This window comes from Thiobacillus sp. SCUT-2 (genome assembly GCF_035621355.1).
GTDB lineage: Bacteria > Pseudomonadota > Gammaproteobacteria > Burkholderiales > Thiobacillaceae > Thiobacillus > Thiobacillus sedimenti.
In genome coordinates, this window is record NZ_CP141769.1 from 770,891 (window position 1) to 791,490 (window position 20,600).

Genomic DNA, 20,600 nt, shown 5'->3' on the forward strand with positions numbered 1-20,600 from the left:
TGGCTGGTCAGCCGGCTTCGACGCGCCCCGCCAGGGTCAGGTAGCCGACGGCTGCGCTGAACTTGCCGTTGTAGTTGGCCGCTTCGAGCGGTTCCAGCGTGCCCCTCACCTTGTCGTGCAGCGGCGACTCCCAGTCGCCGGGATGCTGGAAGTTGCTCATGATGTAGCTGAAGCCGTTGACGTCGTCGACGGCGTGCAGGCCCGTCGACTCGGCGCCCGCCGGGCACGACAGGATGCGGCTCAGTTCCCCGCTGTCCACGTTGTAGGCCCACAGGAAATTGTTGACGTGGCGGCTGCTGTCCTCGCCGATGAAGAGCGTGCGCATCGCCTCCGAGAACTTCAGGTTGTCCGGGTTGGCGATCCGGTCCGGATTCGACAGGTTGCCGAGCGTGTCCGGCACGGCGAGATCCTCGCCGAGCAGCAGCGGCCTGCCGCTGACCGGGACCCATTCGCTGCGGATGGGCGCGCCGGCATCGTCCGACTGGCCGCTGTCGAGCTTCCACGCGTAGACCATGCCGGCCGCCGGGCCCTCGATGGCGATGCCGCCCGAGCCGTTCTTCATCGCCGATTGCACGTAGCTGATCGCGGAATAGGCGATCTTGTCGCGCGCGTTGACCGTCGTGCCTTCCATCTTGGTGAAGCCGAGGCTGCCGCCCTTGTACGCGGCGTAGCGGTGCGTCTCGAGAAAGGCTGCCGCCTTTTCCTGGCCAGCGACGAACTTCACCCATTGCGTCTTGCCGCTGAACGGAATCTTCGTGTAGGCAGGGTCGGACGGATCGGAGGCCTTGACGTCGACGATGTCGGCCGCCGTCAGGCGGTCGGCGAGCGCCTCGACTTCGTCGCTGGTGGCGTGGCCCAGGCGGATCCAGCGGAGGTCCGCCGACCCGCCGTCGGCGGCGCTTTTCTGCAGCCATTTCGCCACGTAGAGCGTGCCGGCCGAGAGATCGCGCGGACGGTCGGCGACGAACAGGAACAGCCCGCCGTTGGTCGCGTCGTCGCCCATCAGCACCGTGCGTTCGTCGGGCATGACCTGCACCAGCTCGTGCGAGATGCGGCCGAGGCAGTAGTGCTTCCGGATGCTGCCGGTGCCGTCCGCATGCACGCTCACCTCGGGCAGGTGGCCGTAGTGATAGGGGTTCGCGGTGTCCGGGTTGCCGTAGAAATGCTGGCTGAACGCCTTGAAGCGCGCATTGCGTGCAATCGTCACGGCGTCGGGCTCGTATTCCTCGCTCGACAGGTGGGTGTTCCACGGCGAGCGGCTCGCGCCGCAGGTCGTCCACAGGCCGTGCACGGCGCGCGTGTCGACGTTCGAATAGCTCGCCAGCGTGAGCCTGCCGCTGCGCTCGTCCTGGTCGAGCGCCAGCACCGCGATCGGCGAGGGCAGCTTGCCGTAGACCGGTGCGCCGGCGGCGTTCCGGCTCGTGTATTCGAACTGCACCACGGCAAAGATGCGCCGGAAACCGGGCCGCTGCGAGCGCGCGTGCGGCAGGGCGATCAGCGACATGCCGTCGGGGCAGTCGGAGAAGAACTGGCGCTGGTCGGGCGCCGTCGGGTCGATGATGGGGGCATTGTCGATGTCGAAGCACCCGCCGGCGATGACGGTGCGTCCGTCCACGCCCGGCACGGCGTCCCCGGTCAGGAACAAGGTTTCATAAGCCAGCGCGTAGGTTTCGGCATGGTCGCCGACGCGCTTCGTCAGCGTCGACGAAACGCAGGTTTCCGCCATCCGGGCCGGGTCGGCGAGCGAGGGCGCCGCCATCGATCCGAAGCGGTAGCGGACGGCGCCCGTCATCGGGCGGGCGGTGGCGTCGGGTGCAATGCCTGCCAGCGACGCCGCCAGCGGCAGCATCGGCAGGCCGGAAAGCAGCTGCAGCGCGCGGCGGCGGCGAAGCGAAACGGATTCGGTCACGACGGGACTCCTCGAGGGATGACGGATGCCGGAAGCCATGCCGGTTCCGGGAACGCGCACACGCTAGCAGGTCGAGATGGCATTTCTTTTAACGCGCCGCGGCGTGTTCCTCATCAGGGCGCATTTTGGCGCGGGTCTGCACGTCCTGTGATCGGGCATGTTCAGTCCAGCGAGCGAAGCAGCTGCATCGGCGGCACGCGGGTGATGTGGCGCGCGGTCAGCCATCCGCTCGCGCCGACCAGCAGCGCACCGGCCGCCGGCAGGGCGAGCCATAGCCAGGGGTGAAGGCTGGGCGGCAGGTCGAACAGGCGGGCACCGATCAGGGCCATGGCGATTTCGGCGCAGGCGCTCGCGAGCAGGCCGGCGAGCGCGCCCAGGGCGAGAAACTCGCTCCACAGTGCCTGCGCCAGGTAGGCGCGCTGCGCCCCCAGCGTGCGCAGCAGCACGGCTTCCTGCTGCCGCGCGTCGAGGCTCGCCAGCAGGGTGGCGACGACGACAGCCATGCCGGCGGCGAGCAGGAAGCCGAGCAGCAGCTGGATCGCGCCGACGATCTGCGCGAGCACCGCCTGGACGCCGGCGATCAGCTTGTCGAGCGCGAGCAGCGTGATGCCGGGGAAGGCCTTGACGAAGCCCGGCATGGCGTCGGTCGACGTGGGCGGAACGTAGACGCTGGCGATGAAGCTGGCAGGCAGGCCGTCGAGCTGCCCGGGCGCGAAGATGACGAAGAAGTTCGGCTGCATCGACGCCCATTTCACGGTGCGGAGGCTGGTGACGCGCGCGCTGAGCGTCTGGTCGCCGACGCGGAAGCCGAGGCGGTCGCCGAGGGCAAGATGCAGGCGTTCGGCCATGCCCGACTCGACCGAGATTTCGGCGTCGCGCCGCGCGCCATGCCAGTGCCCCGCCACGACGGCGTTGTTGGCCGGCAGCGTCGCGGTCCAGGTGAGGTTGAGTTCGCGCCGCAGGGCGTTGTCGTCGCGCGCCTCCGCGGGCAGGGTGTCGGCGATCGGGAGGCCGTTCCGGCTCACCAGGCGCCCGCGCACCATCGGATACAGGGCGGACGACTTGAGGTGGTGCTGTGCGAGGTAGGCGGCGACGGCGGCCTGCTGCTGCGGCGCGATGTTGACGAGGAAGGTATTGGGCGCCTGCGCCGGCAGCTGCTGGCGCCAGCCCGCGACCAGGTCGGCGCGGACCAGGGCCAGCAGGGCGACGAGGAACAAGGCCAGCGTGAACGCACCGAGCTGGAGCGTGCTGTCGAGGCGGTGGCGCAGCAGCTGCGCCAGGCCGAAGCGCAGCGGGCCGTGCGCCATGCGCTGCACGCCGCGGCTGGCCGCCAGCGCCAGGCGCGCGAGCAGCAGCAGCACCGCGGCCAGCGCGGCGAGGGCGCCGACGAAAAGCGCGACCAGCCTGGCGTCACCCGCATACCAGGCGATCAAGCCCAGCAGCGCCGAGCCGCTGAGCGCCGCGCCGACCCAGGCACCGACGGGCAGCGGCGGCAGCTCGCGCCGCAGCACGCGCAGCGGCGGCACCCGCACGAGCCGCATCAGCGCGGGCAGGCTGGCGCCCGCCATGCCGACGAGACCGCTGGCGATCGCCGCGCCGACCGGCGCGAGGCCGAGCGAGGGCAGGCGCGCCGCGACGCCGGGCAGGACCAACGCCGCGAGCGCATGCTGCACGAGGGCGCCGATCGCCACGCCGAGCGTGCTGCCGATGAGGCCCAGCGCCAGCAGCTGGGTGGCATAAAGCCCCCTCAGCTGCGCAGTGGTCGCGCCGAAGCAGCGCAGCAGCGCCGCCTGGTCGTAGTGCCTGAGGGCATGGCGATGCGCGGCGATCGCGATGGCGGCGACCGACAGCAGCAGGCTCACGAGCGCGGTGAGCTGGATGTAGCGGTCGGCGTTGGCGAACGCGCCGTGCAGGGTCTCGACGCCCTCGCGCGCGCCGATCAGCCTTTGCGTGCCGTCGAGAAGCGGCTTCAGCGCGGCGCCGAACGCCGCGACCTGGTCCGGTGCGCCGGCAAACTGATACAGATACGTCACGCGGCTGCCGGGCTGGAGGATGCCGGTTCGCGCGACCTCGCCGGCGCGCAGGAAGACCCGCGGCGCCAGGCCGAAGACGCCGCCGAGCTGGCCCGGTTCCTCGACGATGACGCCGGCGATGCGGAAGCGCGCCTCGCCGATCTGCACCGATTCGCCGACCTGCGCGCCCAGCAGCGGAAGCAGCGCCGGATCGACGTAGATGCTGCCGGGCGGCGGCTCGGCCGCGCGCGGCGTGCCGGCCTCGAACGGGCGCGGCGCGATGCGCACCGTGCCGCGCAGCGGGTAGGCGGCGTCGACCGCCCGCAGGCTGGCGAGCTGGAACGCATCGCCCTTGCTCACCATGCTGGAGAATTCGAGCGCCTGGCTGATTGCGAGCGGAGGGCGGGTTTCACGTCCCTTCGCCCGCGGCAGGGCGGGCCAGCCGGCGATCGGGCGCGGGCTGGTCACGAGCAGGTCGGCACCGAGGAAGCGGGCGCCCTGTTCGCTCATCGCGCGCTTGAGCCGGTCGCCGAGAAAGCCGGTCGTGCTGACGCTGCCGACGCCGATCAGCAGCGCCAGCAGCAGCACGCGCCATTCGCCGCTCCGGCGCTCGCGCCGCAGCAGCCACAGGCCGAGCCGCAGGACGTTCACGCGAGGCTGGCCTCATGGATGCGGCCGGCGACGAGATGCAGCCGGCGCCGGCAGCGCGCCGCCAGCGCATCGTCGTGGGTGACGAGGATCAGCGTGGTGCGGGCGGAGGCGTTGAGGTCGAACAGGAGGTCGATGATGCGCGCGCCGGTGTCGGCGTCGAGATTGCCGGTGGGCTCGTCGGCGAACACGATCTCAGGCTCGGTGGCGAAGGCGCGCGCGATGGCGACGCGCTGCTGCTCGCCGCCGGAGAGCTGGCGCGGCGTGTGCCCGGCGCGGCTGGCGAGGCCGACGCGTTCGAGCCAGTCGGCCGCGCGCGCGCGCGGGCTCGCGTCGGTTGCGGCCGGCGGCGCGAGCTCCAGCGGCAGCAGGATGTTCTCCAGCGCAGTCAGCGCGGGCAACAGCTGGAAGGACTGGAACACGAAGCCGACGCGTCCGGCGCGCAGGCGCGCGCGGGCGTCCTCGTCGAGATCGTTGAGGCGCTGGCCGAGCAGCAAGACCTCGCCCGCGGACGGCCGGTCGAGGCCGGCCAGCAGGCCGAGCAGGGTGGATTTTCCGGAGCCCGAGGCGCCCGTGATCGCGAGCGTTTCGCCGGCTTTGACGGCGAGCTCCACTTCGCTGAGGATGTCGAGCATGCCGTCCGCCGTGGCGACGCGTTGTGACAGGCCGTGCGCCTCGACGATCGGGGGCGGGGACGGGGCGCGGTCGGATGGCGTCATCGAAGTGGACTCGGACGAAGGAATTGCATGAATTATCGCGCGTGCCTGCTGTTACTGCTGTGGCTGCCGGGTTGGGCGCTCGCCAGCTCGTGTTCCCTGTTGATTCTGGGCGACAGCCTGAGTTCCGGCTACGGGCTCGCGCCGGGGCAAAGCTGGGTCGACCGGCTCGGCGCACGGCTGCAGCAGCGCGCACCGGACTGGCAGGTCGTCAACGCCAGCATCAGCGGCGACACCACCCAGAACGGCCTGCAGCGCCTGCCGCCCGCGCTCGGACGCGAGCGGCCGCAGGGGGTGCTGATCGAGCTCGGCGGCAACGACGCGCTGCGCGGCACGCCACCCGAGGCGATCCGGCAGAACCTGCTTGCGCTGATCCGCCAGGCCAGGGCCGCGGGCGCGTGGGTCGTCCTGCTGGAGGCGCCGGTGCTGCCGAACTACGGCAAGGCGTATGCCGACGCCGTCGCGCGCACCTACGTCGAGGTTGCGCGGGCGGAGCGGATCGTCCGCGTGCCGTGCTTCGTCTGCGAGGTGGCGCTGATGCCGGGCATGATGCAGGCGGACGGCATCCATCCGAACGAAAAGGCGCAGGGCAGGATGCTCGACGCGGTGTGGCCGCATATCCGGCCGAAATTGCGCTGCAAGGCGAAGCGGCCATGACGGCGACGAACTGCCCGTGCGGCTCGGGCCGGCCGCTGGCGCAGTGCTGCGGGCGCTTTCACGCCGGCGAGCCGGCGCCGGATGCCGAAAGCCTGATGCGCTCGCGCTATAGCGCGTACGTGCTGGGGCTGGAAGACTATCTGCTCACGACCTGGCATCCGGCCACCCGCCCGCCTGCGCTCGAACTCGATGCCCCGCCGCGCCCGCAGTGGCTGGGGCTTGCGGTGAAGAGCCACGTGCCGCTCGACGCGGACCATGCGACGGTCGAATTCGTCGCGCGCTACAAGCTCAACGGGCGCGCGTTCAGGTTGCACGAGACCAGCCGCTTCGAGCGGGTGGCCGGCCGCTGGCTGTATGTCGGCGGCGACATCCGCGAATGAAGGGCGGCGACCCGGGGGCGCAATGAACAAAGCCCGCTTGCGCGGGCTTTGTGATGTTTGGGGTGGATGATGGGACTCGAACCCACGACGACAGGAATCACAATCCTGGACTCTACCAACTGAGCTACATCCACCATTGTCGTCGTCAGCGGCGCTGGCGACGGAACCTTGGCCTGCCCGACAGGAATCGAACCTGTAACCCCCAGCTTAGAAGGCTGGTGCTCTATCCAGTTGAGCTACGGGCAGAGACTCTATCCTTGCTCGGGCGTGCACTCTTACTTGCCGGATTGGGGTGGTCGGGGTGAGAGGATTCGAACCTCCGACATCCTGCTCCCAAAGCAGGCGCGCTACCGGGCTGCGCTACACCCCGAAATCCTCGCGTCTGGAAACCAGGGCGCATTTCGGAGAGGCGAGACTATACCGTGGCGCTTGCGCGGGGTCAATTTTCGCTTGAGTCGGAAGGGGGGTTTCCGGGAAAATCGCCCTTTTGCTTCAGGGTTACTCGATGAGCGCACGCATTCTCGACGGCAAGGCGATGGCCGACACCATTCTCGCCGTGATCCACGACAAGGTCGCCGAGCGCGAGGCGCAGGGCAAGCGTCGCCCGGGGCTCGCGGTGATCCTGGTCGGCAACGACGCCGCTTCCGCCGTCTACGTGCGCAACAAGAAGCGCGCCTGCGAACGCGGCGGCGTCACCAGCGTGTCGCACGACCTGCCTGCAACCACGACGCAGGACGAACTGCTGGCGCTGATCGACACGCTGAACGCCGATCCCGCGATCGACGGCATCCTGGTGCAGCTGCCGCTGCCGCCGCACATCGACGCCGAGACGGTGATCGAGCGCATCCGGCCGGACAAGGACGTCGACGGCTTCCATCCCTACAACATCGGCCGCCTCGCGGTGAAGATGCCGACGCTGCGGCCCTCGACCCCGCGCGGCATCATGACGCTGCTGCGCGCGACCGGCGAGGAACTGCGCGGCAAGAACGCGGTGATGGTCGGCGCGTCGAACATCGTCGGCCGGCCGATGAGCCTGGAGCTGCTGCTGGCCGGCTGCACCATCACCGTGTGCCACAGCGCCACCCGCGACCTCGAGAGCTTCGTGCGTTCGGCCGAAATCCTGGTGGTGGGGGTGGGGCGCCCGCGCATGATTCCGGGCGAGTGGATCCGCGAAGGCGCGATCGTGATCGACGTCGGCATCAACCGTCTGGCGGACGGCAAGCTCTGCGGTGACGTCGAATACGAGGGTGCCGTGCAGCGTGCCAGCTGGATCACCCCGGTGCCGGGCGGCGTGGGGCCGATGACCGTGGCGACACTGCTCGAGAACACGCTCGAAGCCGCGCTGATGCACAATCCCTGAGGGGGCAGGGGCAATTGGCGCGGCCTCCGGCCGCCCATTCCCTAGATCCTAATCGCTAGCCCCGATGCAGCGTGCGGAGATATCCGACATCCACGAACGGCTGCCCGAAGTCCGGACCGGCGATGACGCGGTTGGGCGCACCCGGCTCGCCGAGGTCGGACAGGACCACGGCGGCGCCGCTGAAGTCATGGTCGAGCGTGTAGTCGTTGACCGTCACCAGCGTCTTCAGTCCGGCGCCGAGAGATGCGCGCAGGCCGTTCTCGGAATCCTCGAACGCGAGGCAGTCGGCGGGATCGAGGCCCATTTTCTCCAGTGCGTAATGATAGATATCGGGCGCGGGCTTCTTGGCCGGCACGATGTCGCCCGCCGCGATGACCTCGAACCAGGCCTCGGTGCCGGGGCCGAGGCTGTGTTCGAGCAGCACGGTCACGTTTTCCGGGGTGGTCGTGGTGGCGATCGCCAGGCGCAGGCCGGCGGCGCGGGCTTCGATCAGCAGCCGCTTGACGCCGGGGCGCATCGGGATGCCGCCGCGCGCCGCGAGCGCGCTGTAGTGGCGGGTCTTCGCCTTGTGCAGGTCGGCAACCAGTTCGTCGAAGTGCTCGGGCTTCCTATAGTCCGGACGGAACTGGTCGATATAGTGTTTCATCCGCTCCTTGCCGCCGGTGACGGCGAGCAGCTTGCCGTACAGGGCGACGTCCCAGTGCCAGTCGAGGCCGGCGTCCTGGAAGGCCTGGTTGAAGGCGGGACGGTGACCGTCGCGCTCGGTGTCGGCAAGGGTGCCGTCGACGTCGAAAAGAAGGGCTTGGAGTGTCATGCGGGTTGCGGTAAGTGAAGGATTCTGTTAAAAAATCGCGTTTGGGCCGAGCCCTGAGAACGACTGACTTTCGAAGAGAAAAAAGATGGCTGAAACTTTGATGCGCTTCGAGCCCTACAAGGCCAAGAAGGGCGAAGAATACATGAACGCGAAGCAGCTCGCGCATTTTCGCAAGATGCTCGAGGCCTGGAAAGCCGAGCTGTCGCAGGACATCGATACCACGCTGCATTCGATGCAGGACGAGCAGACCGTGTTTGCCGATCCCAACGACCGCGCCACGCAGGAATCCGACATGGCGCTGGAACTCAGGAACCGCGACCGCGAGCGCAAGCTGATCAAGAAGATCAACGAGACCATCGCGAAGATCGACAGCGGCGACTACGGCTACTGCGAATCCTGCGGCGTCGAGATCGGCCTGGAGCGCCTGCAGGCGCGCCCGACGGCGACGCTGTGCATCGACTGCAAGACGCTCGAGGAAATCCGCGAACGTCAGGTCGCCAAGTAAACCCACCGGGCCCGCACGCCATGACCGACACCAGCGAATTCGACCGCTACTACAACGGGCTGCTCTACAGCGTGATGCGCTGGGACCAGCTGACGGCGTTCTGGGAGAAGGTCGATGCCGGCGCCGGCTGGTATCTGTACGCGGTCGGGCAGGATGTGCCGCAGGCGCCGTCTGCGGCCGACAAGGTGCAGCAGTTCATGCGTGAACTGGACGAACTGCTGCGGCGCGAGCATCACGAGGACTACTGCGCGATCGTCTACGCGGACGACCTCGACGCGCCCAACTTCGTCAAGATCTACGACCCCAACCATCTCGGCAGTTCGTGCGGCTCCAGCTCCATGAAATCCTCGGTGCTGCCGGGCTGGACGATGAGCAAGACGCCGCCGCGCGAGCTCGAAATGAAAGGTGTGGTGACCGGCCAGCGCAAGCGCTGGTGGCAATCCTTCCTCGCCGGAACGGCATAAAAAAACCGCGCCCGAGGGCGCGGTTTTTTGTGCCGGGAAGAATTACTTCTTGGCGGGTTCGGCAGCGGCGTCGCCTGCCTTCTCTTCGGCCTTCTTGGCAGCGGCCTTCTTGTGCTTCTTGACGCGCTTGTGGGCCTTTTTCGGGGCAGCGGCGGGCTTCTCGACCGCGGCACCGCCGTTGGCCGGCGCGGCGGGCGCATCGGCGGCCATCGCGGCCAGGCTGAAGGTACCGGCAATGGTGGCGGCAATCAGGGAGGACATCAGTTTGCTCATTTATATCTCCAATATCATCAAGTAGGGAAGAAACATGCGGTCGCGGAGTGCAACTGCATGCGAGGTACTATGCGGGGCGAGGCTTACACGAACCTTACGACTTCCGCCCCGCAGCAATTTTTCTTGCCGCGGACGATTACTTCTTGGCCGCCTCGTCCTTCTTCGCTTCCGCCTTCTTGGCCATGTGCTTCGCGGCGTGCGCCTTGGCGGCAGGCTTCGCGGCGGCGGCGGGGGCCGCAGGCGCGTCGGCGGCCATCGCGGCCAGGCTGAAGGTGCCGGCAAGGGTGGCGGCGATCAGGGAAGTCGTCAGTTTGCTCATCAATCTCTCCTGTGGGTTCGAGGGGGTTGGCATGCAGTCGACCGTCGACTGCACGCCGCCACTATGCGAGCGCATCCTTACACGAACCTTACGCAGCCGGCCGCGGCGGATGGTGGTGCGTTGAAGTCGGCCGGCGGAGTTTGTGTCAGACTTCGCGCATGAAGATTCTGCTCGTGGAAGACGACCCGACGCTGGGCGAGGCCGTCGTGCTCGCGGTCCAGCAGGCGGGCTTTGCCGTCGACTGGACGCGCGATGGCGTGCAGGCGGAAAGTGCGCTCAAAGGCTACGCCTACGATGCCATGCTTCTGGATCTGGGGCTGCCTCGCCGCGAAGGCCTCGAGGTGCTGCGCAACCTGCGCAAGCGCGGCGGCGTGCTCCCCGTCATGGTCCTGACAGCCCGGGACACGGTCGAGGATCGTGTGCGCGGACTCGATGCGGGGGCGGACGACTATCTGCTGAAGCCGTTCGCCCTGGACGAGCTTCTGGCGCGCCTGCGTGCGCTGCTGCGGCGGGCGCACGGCGTCGCCGACACCCGCATTCGCATCGGGCGCCTGGTGTTCGACAGCGTGAAGCGGCAGGCGAGCGTCGCCGACCGCGCGCTGGTGTTGTCGGCGCGCGAGGTCGAGGTGCTGGAGATCCTGCTCAACCACGCCGGCCGCGTGACGGCGAAGGAAGCGATCGCCGACCGCCTCACAGGCTGGGACGAAGGGGTAGGGGACAACGCGGTGGAGGTCTACGTCCATCGCCTGCGGCGCAAGCTGGAGGGGTCCGGCGTGGCGATCCGCACCCTGCGTGGCCTCGGCTACCTGCTGGAAGCGGAACGTTGAGCGCGGGCAAGCAGGCGAGCCTGCGGCGTCAGCTGATCGTCCGCATGCTGGCGATGATGCTGCCGCTCTTCATTCTGCTGTGGGTGATCGCCTATTTCTCGAGCCAGTATTTCATCAATGCCGCCTTCGATCGCTCGCTGATCCGGCGCACCTATGCGCTGGCCGACCGTGTCGAGGTCCTGCAGGGTCAGGTACAGGTGGACCTGCCGGTCGCCGCCCGCGAACTGCTGGTGTTCGACCAGGAGGACCTGCTCTTTCACAGCGTCGTCAATCCGGCCGGGCAGGTGATTGACGGCGAGCAGGACATGCCGCCCTTGCCTGCGTACCAGCGTATCCGGCCGGGGCAGCTCATCCTCTACGATGGCGTGAAGGACGGCGAAAGGGTGCGGGTTGCCGTATTCGCGCTTTCGCTCAAGGGGACGAGCGCGCGCGGGACCGCCCTGGTCGAGGTGGGAGAAACGCTTTCGCACCGTTCCGCCATGGCCGACCGCGCCACGCTGGCGATCGTGGCTCCCATGCTGCTGATGACCCTGACCGCCGCCCTTGCCATCGCCTATGGCGTGGGACGGGGCCTCGAGCCGCTGAGCCGGTTGCGTGACCGGCTGTCCGCGCGCAAGGCCTTCGATCTCAGCCCCGTGCCGCTGGAGGAGACGCCCGCCGAGCTGCGGCCCTTTCTCGACGAAATCAACTCGCTGCTGCAGCGCCTGTCGGAGGCGGTCGAGTCGCAGTCGCGCTTCGTCGCCGACGCCGCGCACCAGCTGCGCACGCCCATCGCCGGCATACGCGCGCAGGCCGAGGCGGCCCTGGCGAGCGCGCGCCAGGAGGATGCCCGGCATGCGCTGGAGCGCATCGCCCAGTCGAGCGAGACCATGGGCACGCTGGTGCAGAAGCTGCTCATCCTTGCGCGGGTCGACGCGGCCGAGAACACCCTGCGCCTCGTTCGCCTCGACGGTGTGGAGGTGGTGCGGGAGGTCGCGCGCGAATGGGTGCCACAGGCGCTGGCGAAAGGCGTGGAGATCGGCTTCGAGACGCGGGATAGCGAAGCCTGGGTGATGGGTGACGCGCAATTGCTGCACGAGATGCTGTCCAACCTGATCGACAACGCCCTGCGTTATGGCGGCACGCGCATCGGCCTGATGGTGCATCGTTCGGGGCATGAGGTCGCGTGGCGGGTCGTCGACAATGGACCGGGCATTCCGGAGGCGCAGCGCACGGCGGTGTTCGCGCCCTTTCATCGCCTGTCGGGCAGCGTCGATGGCGCGGGCCTGGGGCTCACCATCGTTCAGCGCATCGCCCAACTCCACGGTGCGCAGGTGCGCCTTCAGGCCGGCGAAGGGGGCGTGGGACTGGCGGTGGACGTGATCTTTCCCGCAGCGCCGGCATAAAAAAAACCGCGCCCGGAGGCGCGGTTTCCTGTCGCGGTCGCGACGCGGTCAGCCCGCGTTTTCCGGCGTTTCGCTCGGAGTGGCGGCCGGCGCGTCGAGCAGCGCTTTCATGGACAAGCGCAGGCGGCCCTTCTCGTCGGCCTCGAGGATCTTCACGCGCACGACCTGACCTTCCTTCAGGTAGTCGCCGATGGTGTTGACGCGCTCGTGGGCGATCTGCGAGATGTGCAGCAGGCCATCGCGGCCAGGCAGCACGTTGACGATGGCGCCGAAGTCGAGCAGCTTGATCACCGGGCCTTCGTAGACCTTGCCGACTTCGACCTCGGCGGTGATCTCCTCGATGCGCTTCTTCGCCAGTTCGCCGGCTTCCATGCTGGTGCAGGCGATCTTCACCGTGCCGTCTTCCTGGATGTCGATCTGCGTGCCGGTTTCCTCGGTCAGCGCGCGGATGACGGCACCGCCCTTGCCGATGACGTCGCGGATCTTCTCCGGGTTGATCTTCATCGCGATGATGCGCGGCGCATAGGCCGACATCTCGTGGCTGCCGGACACCGATTCCTTCATGATGCCGAGGATGTGCATGCGGCCTTCCTTCGCCTGCGACAGGGCAGCCTGCATGATTTCCTTGGTGATGCCGTTGATCTTGATGTCCATCTGCAGCGCGGTCACGCCCTTGTCGGTGCCCGCGACCTTGAAGTCCATGTCGCCGAGGTGGTCCTCGTCGCCGAGGATGTCGGTCAGCACCGCGAAGCGGTTGCCTTCCTTGATCAGGCCCATGGCGATGCCGGCGACGTGCGCCTTGACCGGCACGCCGGCGTCCATCAGCGACAGGCAGCCACCGCACACCGATGCCATCGACGAGGAGCCGTTGGATTCGGTGATCTCGGATACCACGCGCATGGTGTAGCCGAATTCCTCCTTGGACGGCAGCACCGCCAGCAGCGCCCGCTTGGCCAGGCGGCCGTGGCCGATCTCGCGGCGCTTCGGCGAGCCGACGCGGCCGGTTTCGCCGGTGGCGAAGGGCGGCATGTTGTAGTGCAGCATGAAGCGGTCGGAGTAGGAGCCTTCGAGCGCGTCGATGGTCTGCTCGTCGCGGCCGGTGCCGAGCGTGGTGACGACCAGCGCCTGGGTCTCGCCGCGGGTGAACAGGGCGGAGCCATGGGTGCGCGGCAGCACGCCGGTGCGGATGGTGATCGGGCGCACGGTACGGGTGTCGCGGCCGTCGATGCGCGGCTGGCCGGAAAGGATGCGGTTGCGCACCACGCCGGCTTCGAGCGCGTGGAAGGCGTCCTTCACGGCGTTGACGGCGACCGTGTCCATCTCGGCGGTGATCAGTTCGGCGAAGGCCTTGCTGCGCACTTCGTCGACGGCGGCCATGCGCGCCCGCTTCTGCTTGATGTTGTAGGCCTGCTGCAGGCCGTCCTCGGCCAGCGTCTTGAGGCGTGCCACCATCGCGGTGTCCTCGGCGGGCGGCTCCCAGTCCCAGGCGTCGTTGCCGGCCTCGTCGGCCAGTTCGTTGATCGCATTGATCGCGGCCTGCATCTGGGTGTGGCCGAACACGACCGCGCCCAGCATGATGTCCTCGGGCAGTTCCATCGCCTCGGACTCGACCATCAGCACGGCGGTCTCGGTGCCGGCGACGACGAGGTCGAGCGCGGAGTCCTTGAGCTCGGAGCTGGTCGGGTTGAGCACGTATTCGCCGTTGATGAAGCCGACGCGCGCGGCGCCGATCGGGCCGTCGAACGGCAGGCCCGACAGCGCCAGCGCGGCGGAGGCGCCGAGCATGGCGGGGATGTCGGCGTCGACTTCGGGGTTCGACGACACCACCGTGGCGATGACCTGCACTTCGTTGAAGAAGCCTTCGGGGAAGAGCGGGCGGATCGGACGATCGATCAGGCGCGAGGTCAGGGTTTCCTTTTCCGAGGGCTTGCCTTCGCGCTTGAAGAAGCCGCCCGGGATGCGGCCTGCGGCGTAGGTCTTTTCCTGGTAGTCGACGGTCAGCGGGAAGAAGTCCTGGCCGGGCTTGACCTCGTTCTTGGCGACGACGGTGACCAGCACCACGGTGTCGTCGATGTTGACGATGACGGCGCCGGTCGCCTGGCGGGCGATCTCGCCCGTTTCCAGGGTGACCTGATGACGGCCGTAGGTAAACGTTTTCTTGATAGCGCTCACACGAGTTCCTTTCGAAGCAAAAACGCCCCGCAAGTGCGGGGCGTGCGAAATTCAGGGGGCGACCTGCCCCATCCACTGTGCCGGCGCCGCAGGGTGTCGGGTCATCACAGTGGCCCTGTCGCGATTACTTGCGCAGACCGAGGCGATCGATCAGGGTCTTGTAGCCGTCGAGGTTGGTGCGCTTCAGGTAGTCGAGCAGCTTGCGGCGGCGGCTCACCATCTTCAGCAGACCACGACGAGAGTGGTGATCCTTCATGTTGGCCTTGAAATGGCCGGTGAGGTCGTTGATGCGGGCCGTCAGCAGGGCAACCTGCACTTCGGGGGAGCCGGTGTCGGCGGCGGCGCGTTGGTAATCCTGGACGATTTGCGCTTTCTGCGCGGTGGTGACAGCCATGGTGCACTCCTTGTGAAATCGCGTGGCCTGCGGCTGAGCGGGACACGTTCTGGGAAACGTCGAATTTTACCTGCAAACGGGCCCCCGGCTCAAGCCTGCGGGGTGGCGGTCAGGCGGCGCGGGCTCAGGCGGCCCGCGGCGGCGTCGGCGAGCCCGATGAAGGCCCGGGTTCTCGTGTAGACGCGCACGAGTCCCGCTGGCGAGGACGCATCGGGCACCTCGCGGCCCTGCCGCAGCGCCGCCGCGGCGGCATCGTCGAGTTCGCGCGCCGGCAGATGCGCGACCAGCGCGTCCGGCGGCAGAAGCAGGGCGCGACGCCGGGCGGCATCCAGTGCTTCGAGCTCGGCGAGGGTGTGGGCCAGGGCGAGCCGGAAGCCGCCGGCGGCGGTGCGCGTCAGGGCGGTCAGGTGGGCGCCGCAGCCCAGCGCCGCGCCGATGTCCTGCGCCAGGGTGCGGATGTAGGTGCCGGCGCTGCATTGCACGTCGATCACGACGCGGGGCAGGTCGCATTCGATCAGCTCGAGGGCGCGAATGTGAACGCTGCGCGGCGGGCGCTCGATATCGATTCCGGCGCGCGCGTACTCGTAAAGCGGGCGCCCTTGGTGCTTGAGCGCCGAATGCATGGGCGGAATCTGCTCGATCGTCCCGCTGAAGCGCGGCAGGACGGCCTCGATCGCGGCGCGGTCGACCTGCACGTCGCGCGTTGCGGTGACCTCGCCCTCGGGATCGCCGGTGGTCGTGGTGACGCCCAGCTGCAGCACGGCACGATAGCGCTTGTCGGCGTCCAGCAGGTAGGCGGAGAACTTGGTCGCCTCGCCGAAGCAGAGCGGCAGCAGGCCGTCGGCGAACGGGTCGAGGGTGCCGGTGTGGCCGGCCTTCCTGGCGTTCAGCAGCCACTTGGCTTTCTGCAGGGCAGCGTTGGAACTGATGCCGGCCGGCTTGTTCAGCAGCAGCACGCCGTTGATCGGTTCGCGCGGGGGGCGCCCGGCTTTGGCACCCTCACCCGTTTGCGGGAGAGGATTGGGGGGAGCGGGCGAAGCCACGAACTGGAGGGCAGCTTTCACTCGTCCTTCGGATGCCTGGCGTCCTCGGCGACCGCGGTCTCGATCAGCTGGGTGAGTTCGATGCCGCGCTCGACCGAGCGATCGTAGACGAAGGTGAGCTTGGGCACCGTGCGCAGTTGCATGCGGTGCGACAGCTGCGAGCGCAGGAAGCCGCTGGCGCGCTGCAGGCCCTGCAGGCAGGCCGCGTGCTCGGCGTCGCCGCCCAGCGTGGTGAAGTAGACCTTGGCGAACTCCATGTCGCGGTTTACTTCGACCTCGGTGATGGTCAGCATGCCGACGCGCGGATCCTTGACCTCCTGCCGGATCAGTTCCGGGAGTTCGCGCTGGATCTGGTCGGCGACGCGGCGGGCGCGGGGGAAGTCTTTGGGCATGGTTGTTAGGGGTTAGGAATCAGGGGCTAGGGAAGGGTGCGCGGCTCACCGCGCACAGTCCCTAAATCCTAGTCCCTAGATCCTGGTTCCTCGGGCCTCACAGCGAACGCGCCACCTCGACCACCTCGAATACCTCGAGGAGGTCGCCTTCCTGGATGTCGTTGAAGTTCTTCAGCGACAGGCCGCACTCGAAGTTGGCCTTGACTTCCTTGACGTCGTCCTTGAAGCGCTTGAGTGAATCGAGCTCGCCCTGGTGGACGACGACGTTGTTGCGGATCAGGCGCACGCCGGCGCCGCGCTTGACCACGCCGTCGGTGACGTAGCAGCCCGCGATGGTCCCGACCTTGGAGATGTGGAACACCTGGCGGACCTCGACGCTGCCGATGACGGTCTCCCGCTTCTCGGGCGCGAGCATGCCGGACAGCGCCGCCTTCACCTCATCCACCGCCTCGTAGATGATGTTGTAGTAGCGGATGTCGACGCCGTTGGTCTCGGCCAGCTTGCGTGCCGAGGCGTCGGCGCGCACGTTGAAGCCGATCAGCACCGCCTTGGAGGCGAGCGCGAGGTTGACGTCGGATTCGGTGATCGCGCCGACCGCGCTGTGGATGATGTTGACCTTGACTTCGTCGGTCGACAGCTTGCCCAGCGCGTGCGCGAGGCCTTCGTACGAACCCTGCATGTCCGCCTTGAGGATGACCGGCAGCTGCTTGACCTCGCCTTCTCCCATCTGCTCGAACATCGATTCGAGCTTGGCAGCCTGCTTCTTCGCGAGCTGGACGTCGCGGAACTTGCCCTGGCGGAACAGCGCGATCTCCCGCGCCTTGCGCTCGTCGGGCAGCACCATCATGTCCTCGCCCGCCTGCGGCACGTCGGACAGGCCCTGGATCTCGACCGGGATCGACGGGCCGGCTTCGCCGACGGTCATGCCGGCCTCGTCGAGCATCGCGCGCACGCGGCCGTAGACCTGGCCGGCGAGCACCATGTCGCCGCGCTTGAGCGTGCCGGATTGCACCAGCATGGTGGCGACCGGACCCTTGCCCTTGTCGAGGCGCGCTTCGATCACGATACCTTTGGCGGGGCCTTCGGCCGCGGCCTGCAGTTCGAGGACTTCGGCCTGCAGCAGGATGGCGTCGAGCAGGCCGTCGATGTTGGTGTTGGCCTTGGCCGACACTTCGACGAACTGGGTGTCGCCGCCCCATTCCTCGGGCGTGACACCCTGGGCGACGAGCTCCTGGCGAATGCGCTCGGGGTTGGCGTCGGGCTTGTCGATCTTGTTGACGGCGACGACCAGCGGAACGCCGGCGGCCTTGGCGTGGTGGATCGCCTCGATCGTCTGCGGCATGACGCCGTCGTCGGCGGCGACGACCAGCACCACGATGTCGGTCGCCTTGGCGCCGCGGGCGCGCATGGCGGTGAACGCCTCGTGGCCCGGCGTGTCGAGGAACGTGATGACGCCTTTCTCCGTTTCGACGTGGTAGGCGCCGATGTGCTGGGTGATGCCGCCGGCTTCGCCGCTGGCGACGCGGGTGCGGCGGATGGTGTCGAGCAGCGACGTCTTGCCGTGGTCGACGTGGCCCATGACCGTGACGACCGGCGGGCGCGGATGCAGCTCGGCCTCGGTCGCCTCGCCGGCTTCGACGAGGAAGGCCTCGGGCGTGTCGAGCGCCGCCGGCTTGCCGATGTGCCCCATTTCCTCGACGACGATCATCGCCGTTTCCTGGTCGAGCACCTGGTTGATGGTGACCATGCTGCCCAGCTTCATCAGGGCCTTGATGACCTCCGCAGCCTTGACCGACATCTTGTGGGCCAGTTCGGCGACCGTGATCGTTTCGGGCACCAGCACCTCGCGCACGATGGGCTCGGTGGGGGCGACGAAGGTGGTTTCTTCCTGGCCACCCTTGGTCTTGCCCTTGCGACCGCGCCAGCCCGCCTCGGGGGCGGCGCCACCACGGGTCTTGAGCCCGCCCTTGCGGCGTGCGGCGTCGTCCTTCCAGCCGGCTTCCGCCTTCTTGACGGGTTTCTTCTCGCCTTTCGCCGCGCCGGGTTTCTCCGGCTTGTGCAGCGTCTTTTCAGTCGGCGCGGCGGGTGCGGCGGGCGCGGCCGCCTTCTGGGCTTCCGCGAGCTTGGCGGCCTCGCGGGCCGCTTCCGCCTGCTTGCGCAGGGCTTCGCGCTGCGCGCGGTCGGCGGCCTGGCGTTCCAGCAGCGCCTGGTGGCGGCGGGCTTCGTCCTCGCGCGCCTTGACTTCCGCTTCGTTGAGGATCGAGGCCTTCTTGACGCGGGTGCTCTTCTTCACCGCAGGCGCCGCTTCCGGCGCCGGTGCGGGCGCTTCGACCGGTGCAGGCGCCGCCTCGGCGACCGCAGGGGGCGGAGGCAGTTCGGGTGCGGCTGGCGGTTCGATCACGGGGGGCTGGGGGGCGGGCGCCTCGGCCTTGAGTTCCACGACGGGCGGGGTCGGCTCCGCGGCCTCCGGCGCGGGTGCGGGCGGGGCGGCCACTGCAGCTTCCGCGGCGGCCTGCGCCTCCGCTGCCAGGGCGGCCGGATCGCGTTTCACGTAGGTGCGCGACTTGCGCACCTCGACCTGGATGGTGCGCGACTTGCCCGAGCTGTCGGTCTTGCGGATCTCGCCGGTCTGCTTGCGCGTGATGGTGATCTTGGTCTTGCCGGTTTCGGCGGCGCCGCCATGCATCTTGCGCAGATAGTCCAGCAAGTGCGCCTTGTCCGCCTCGGTGACGGAGTCGGCGACATCGTTCTTGCTGACGCCAGCCGCCTTCAGCTGCTCCAGCAAGAGCTGGGGCGGCAGTTTCAGTTCCTGTGCAAATTGTTCAACGTTCATGCAGTCCTCGTGGCGTATCAGCCTTGGGCGAACCAGGGCGCGCGTGCGGCCATGATCAGTTGTTTGGCGCGGTCGGCGTCCATCGCGGCGATCTCGGTCAGTTCGTCGACCGCCAGCTCGGCCAGGTCCTCGGTCGTGTGGACGCCCTTGCTTGCCAGCAGGCGGGCAGTCTCGGCGTCCATGCCCTCGAGCGACAGCAGGTCGCCGGCGGAGGCCTCGACCTGCTCCTCGCCGACGATGGCGGCGGTCAGGAGGGCATTGCGCGCGCGGTTGCGCAGCTCGTTGACGAGTTCCTCGTCGAAGGCCTCGATCTCGAGCATTTCATTGAGCGGGACGTAGGCGACTTCCTCCAGCGTGGAGAAGCCCTCGTCGACCAGGATCTGGGCGACTTCCTCGTCGACGTCGAGCTTGGAAATGAACAGGTCGAGCGTCTTGCGGCTTTCGGTCTGCTGCTTTTCCTCGGCGGTCTCGCGCGACATGATGTTCAGTTCCCAGCCGGTCAGCTCGGACGCCAGGCGCACGTTCTGGCCGCCGCGGCCGATCGCCATCGCGAGCTGTTCCTCGTCGACCACCACGTCCATGCTGTGCTTGTCCTCGTCGACGACGATGGAGCTGACCTCGGCCGGCGCCAGCGCGTTGATGACGTACTGCGCGGGGTCGGCCGACCAGTGGATGATGTCGACGCGCTCGCCGGCGAGCTCGTTGGTCACCGAGGTGACGCGCGAACCGCGCAGGCCGATGCAGGTGCCGATCGGGTCGATGCGCGGATCGTGCGAGACGACGGCGATCTTGGCGCGCAGGCCGGGATCGCGCGCGGCCGCCTTGATCTCGAGCAGGCCTTCCTCGATTTCCGGCACTTCCAGCTCGAACAGCTTCATGATGAATTCGGGCGCGGTGCGCGACAGGATCACCTGCGGGCCGCGCGCGCCGCGGTCGATGCGCAGCAGATAGGCGCGCACGCGGTCGCCGACGCGCAGGTTCTCGCGCGGAATCATCTGGTCGCGGTGGAGGAAGCCCTCGACGCGGCCCGATTCGATGATCGCGTTGCCGCGGTCGATGCGCTTCACGACGCCGTTGACGAGGTGCTCCTTGCGGGCGAGGAAGTCCTGGATGATCTGTTCGCGCTCGGCGTCGCGGATCTTCTGCAGGATGACCTGCTTGGCGGCCTGGGCGCCGATGCGGCCGAACTCGACGTTTTCCAGCGGCTCCTCGATGTAATCGCCGATCTCGATGTCGGGATGCGTGTCCTGCGCGTCGATCAGCAGGATCTGGTAGCCCTCGTTCTCGAGGTCGGCTTCCGACACCACCTGCCAGCGACGGAAGGACTCGTAGTCGCCGGTGTTGCGGTCGATCGACACGCGCACGTCGGATTCTTCCTTGAAGCGCTTCTTGGTCGCGGAGGCGAGCGCCTGCTCGAGTGCCTCGAACACCACTTCCTTGTCCACGTTCTTTTCGCGTGCCAGCGCGTCGGCCAGCATCAACATTTCACGGCTCATA

The 20,600-nt window shown here is 68.2% G+C and carries 19 protein-coding genes and 3 tRNA genes; 7 read left to right on the top strand and 15 right to left on the bottom strand.

The window, feature by feature from the left end:
- Positions 1–7: 7 nt before the first annotated feature.
- The 3 genes from VA613_RS03730 to VA613_RS03740 form a co-directional block, all read right to left on the bottom strand.
- Complete coding sequence (locus VA613_RS03730) at positions 8–1,909, bottom strand: PhoX family protein (RefSeq protein WP_324780523.1); 1,902 nt, start codon at positions 1,907–1,909, stop codon at positions 8–10.
- Positions 1,910–2,070: 161 nt separating this feature from the next.
- Positions 2,071–4,572, bottom strand: coding sequence for an ABC transporter permease (locus tag VA613_RS03735; RefSeq protein WP_324780524.1), 2,502 nt, complete (start codon positions 4,570–4,572; stop codon positions 2,071–2,073).
- The gene (locus tag VA613_RS03740; protein ID WP_324780525.1) at positions 4,569–5,288 is read right to left on the bottom strand and encodes an ABC transporter ATP-binding protein; all 720 of its coding nucleotides are present in this window, start codon (positions 5,286–5,288) and stop codon (positions 4,569–4,571) included. The genes VA613_RS03735 and VA613_RS03740 overlap by 4 nt, the downstream gene beginning before the upstream one ends.
- Before the next feature lie 27 nt (positions 5,289–5,315).
- Here VA613_RS03740 and VA613_RS03745 point away from each other — a divergent pair, with 27 nt between their 5' ends.
- Both VA613_RS03745 and VA613_RS03750 read left to right on the top strand, forming a co-directional pair.
- On the top strand, positions 5,316–5,942 hold the full coding sequence (locus VA613_RS03745; RefSeq protein ID WP_324780526.1) for an arylesterase: 627 nt from the start codon (positions 5,316–5,318) through the stop codon (positions 5,940–5,942).
- A complete protein-coding gene (locus VA613_RS03750; protein WP_324780527.1) occupies positions 5,939–6,322 on the top strand; it encodes a YchJ family protein in 384 nt (127 codons plus the stop codon). Before VA613_RS03745 ends, VA613_RS03750 begins: the two co-directional genes overlap by 4 nt.
- 58 nt (positions 6,323–6,380) lie before the next feature.
- Here the strand turns inward: VA613_RS03750 and VA613_RS03755 are convergent.
- The 3 genes from VA613_RS03755 to VA613_RS03765 all read right to left on the bottom strand — a co-directional run bounded on the left by VA613_RS03755 (position 6,381) and on the right by VA613_RS03765 (position 6,692).
- Positions 6,381–6,456, bottom strand: a tRNA-His gene (locus tag VA613_RS03755).
- A 35-nt stretch (positions 6,457–6,491) separates the two neighbouring features.
- Positions 6,492–6,568: transfer RNA gene (locus VA613_RS03760), tRNA-Arg, on the bottom strand.
- Positions 6,569–6,615: 47 nt separating this feature from the next.
- Positions 6,616–6,692: transfer RNA gene (locus VA613_RS03765), tRNA-Pro, on the bottom strand.
- Positions 6,693–6,827: 135 nt separating this feature from the next.
- Here VA613_RS03765 and folD point away from each other — a divergent pair.
- Positions 6,828–7,682 (top strand): bifunctional methylenetetrahydrofolate dehydrogenase/methenyltetrahydrofolate cyclohydrolase FolD, encoded by an 855-nt coding sequence (gene folD / locus VA613_RS03770; RefSeq protein ID WP_324780528.1) that lies wholly within the window; start codon positions 6,828–6,830, stop codon positions 7,680–7,682.
- Between the two features lie 55 nt (positions 7,683–7,737).
- Here folD and VA613_RS03775 read toward each other — a convergent pair whose 3' ends face one another.
- On the bottom strand, positions 7,738–8,496 hold the full coding sequence (locus VA613_RS03775; protein WP_324780529.1) for an HAD family hydrolase: 759 nt from the start codon (positions 8,494–8,496) through the stop codon (positions 7,738–7,740).
- Between the two features lie 85 nt (positions 8,497–8,581).
- Here VA613_RS03775 and dksA point away from each other — a divergent pair, with 85 nt between their 5' ends.
- Positions 8,582–9,001, top strand: coding sequence for an RNA polymerase-binding protein DksA (dksA, locus tag VA613_RS03780; RefSeq protein WP_324780530.1), 420 nt, complete (start codon positions 8,582–8,584; stop codon positions 8,999–9,001).
- Between the two features lie 20 nt (positions 9,002–9,021).
- Positions 9,022–9,465, top strand: a complete 444-nt coding sequence (locus VA613_RS03785; RefSeq protein WP_324780531.1) for a hypothetical protein — start codon at positions 9,022–9,024, stop codon at positions 9,463–9,465.
- A 42-nt stretch (positions 9,466–9,507) separates the two neighbouring features.
- On the opposite strand, the gene VA613_RS03790 is transcribed toward VA613_RS03785, so the two are convergent.
- Positions 9,508–9,738: a hypothetical protein gene (locus VA613_RS03790; RefSeq protein ID WP_324780532.1), complete on the bottom strand. Its 231-nt coding sequence runs from the start codon at positions 9,736–9,738 to the stop codon at positions 9,508–9,510.
- A gap of 136 nt (positions 9,739–9,874) precedes the next feature.
- Positions 9,875–10,057, bottom strand: coding sequence for a hypothetical protein (locus VA613_RS03795; protein ID WP_324780533.1), 183 nt, complete (start codon positions 10,055–10,057; stop codon positions 9,875–9,877).
- A 158-nt stretch (positions 10,058–10,215) separates the two neighbouring features.
- On the opposite strand from VA613_RS03795, the gene VA613_RS03800 reads away from it, so the two are divergent.
- On the top strand, positions 10,216–10,884 hold the full coding sequence (locus tag VA613_RS03800) for a response regulator transcription factor (protein ID WP_324780534.1): 669 nt from the start codon (positions 10,216–10,218) through the stop codon (positions 10,882–10,884).
- The gene (locus VA613_RS03805) at positions 10,881–12,269 is read left to right on the top strand and encodes a sensor histidine kinase (RefSeq protein ID WP_324780535.1); all 1,389 of its coding nucleotides are present in this window, start codon (positions 10,881–10,883) and stop codon (positions 12,267–12,269) included. The genes VA613_RS03800 and VA613_RS03805 overlap by 4 nt, the downstream gene beginning before the upstream one ends.
- A 48-nt stretch (positions 12,270–12,317) precedes the next feature.
- Here VA613_RS03805 and pnp read toward each other — a convergent pair whose 3' ends face one another.
- The 6 genes from pnp to nusA all read right to left on the bottom strand — a co-directional run bounded on the left by pnp (position 12,318) and on the right by nusA (position 20,599).
- Positions 12,318–14,441: a polyribonucleotide nucleotidyltransferase gene (gene pnp, locus VA613_RS03810; RefSeq protein WP_324780536.1), complete on the bottom strand. Its 2,124-nt coding sequence runs from the start codon at positions 14,439–14,441 to the stop codon at positions 12,318–12,320.
- 124 nt (positions 14,442–14,565) lie between these two features.
- Positions 14,566–14,835 carry a 30S ribosomal protein S15 gene (gene rpsO / locus VA613_RS03815; protein ID WP_324780537.1) on the bottom strand — a complete coding sequence of 90 codons (270 nt, stop codon included), beginning with the start codon at positions 14,833–14,835 and terminating at the stop codon, positions 14,566–14,568.
- Between the two features lie 89 nt (positions 14,836–14,924).
- Complete coding sequence (gene truB, locus VA613_RS03820; RefSeq protein ID WP_324781215.1) at positions 14,925–15,800, bottom strand: tRNA pseudouridine(55) synthase TruB; 876 nt, start codon at positions 15,798–15,800, stop codon at positions 14,925–14,927.
- 95 nt (positions 15,801–15,895) lie between these two features.
- Positions 15,896–16,270, bottom strand: a complete 375-nt coding sequence (gene rbfA, locus VA613_RS03825; RefSeq protein WP_324780538.1) for a 30S ribosome-binding factor RbfA — start codon at positions 16,268–16,270, stop codon at positions 15,896–15,898.
- Between the two features lie 97 nt (positions 16,271–16,367).
- On the bottom strand, positions 16,368–19,103 hold the full coding sequence (gene infB / locus VA613_RS03830) for a translation initiation factor IF-2 (protein WP_324780539.1): 2,736 nt from the start codon (positions 19,101–19,103) through the stop codon (positions 16,368–16,370).
- Between the two features lie 17 nt (positions 19,104–19,120).
- Positions 19,121–20,599, bottom strand: coding sequence for a transcription termination factor NusA (gene nusA, locus VA613_RS03835; RefSeq protein ID WP_324780540.1), 1,479 nt, complete (start codon positions 20,597–20,599; stop codon positions 19,121–19,123).
- Position 20,600: the final 1 nt, after the last annotated feature.